Here is a 243-nt window from a genome sequence, read left to right as displayed (position 1 = left end):
GCAGGAAACAGCTTTTAAACGCGTGGATAAGCTACTGGAAATGTTCCGACTCAAGGAAAAACTGGATTGGTTCCCTGTTCACTTTTCAAAGGGGATGAAGCAAAAAGTGATGATTATCTGTGCTTTTGTAGTTGATCCCAGCCTTTTTATTGTAGATGAGCCTTTTCTGGGTCTGGATCCGGTAGCGATTGCAGACCTTATCCAGCTCTTGGATGATGAGAAGAAGAAGGGCAAGTCCATTCT

The 243-nt window shown here is 43.6% G+C and carries 1 protein-coding gene; it reads left to right on the top strand.

Annotated features, from left to right (window positions below):
• On the top strand, positions 1–243 hold a 243-nt coding region (locus A0739_RS09865; protein WP_155718990.1), incomplete at both ends, for an ATP-binding cassette domain-containing protein.

It is taken from the genome of Streptococcus oralis (assembly GCF_001588645.1).
In the GTDB taxonomy this organism is placed as follows: domain Bacteria; phylum Bacillota; class Bacilli; order Lactobacillales; family Streptococcaceae; genus Streptococcus; species Streptococcus oralis_AB.
This window is presented reverse-complemented; position numbering and strand designations above follow the sequence as displayed.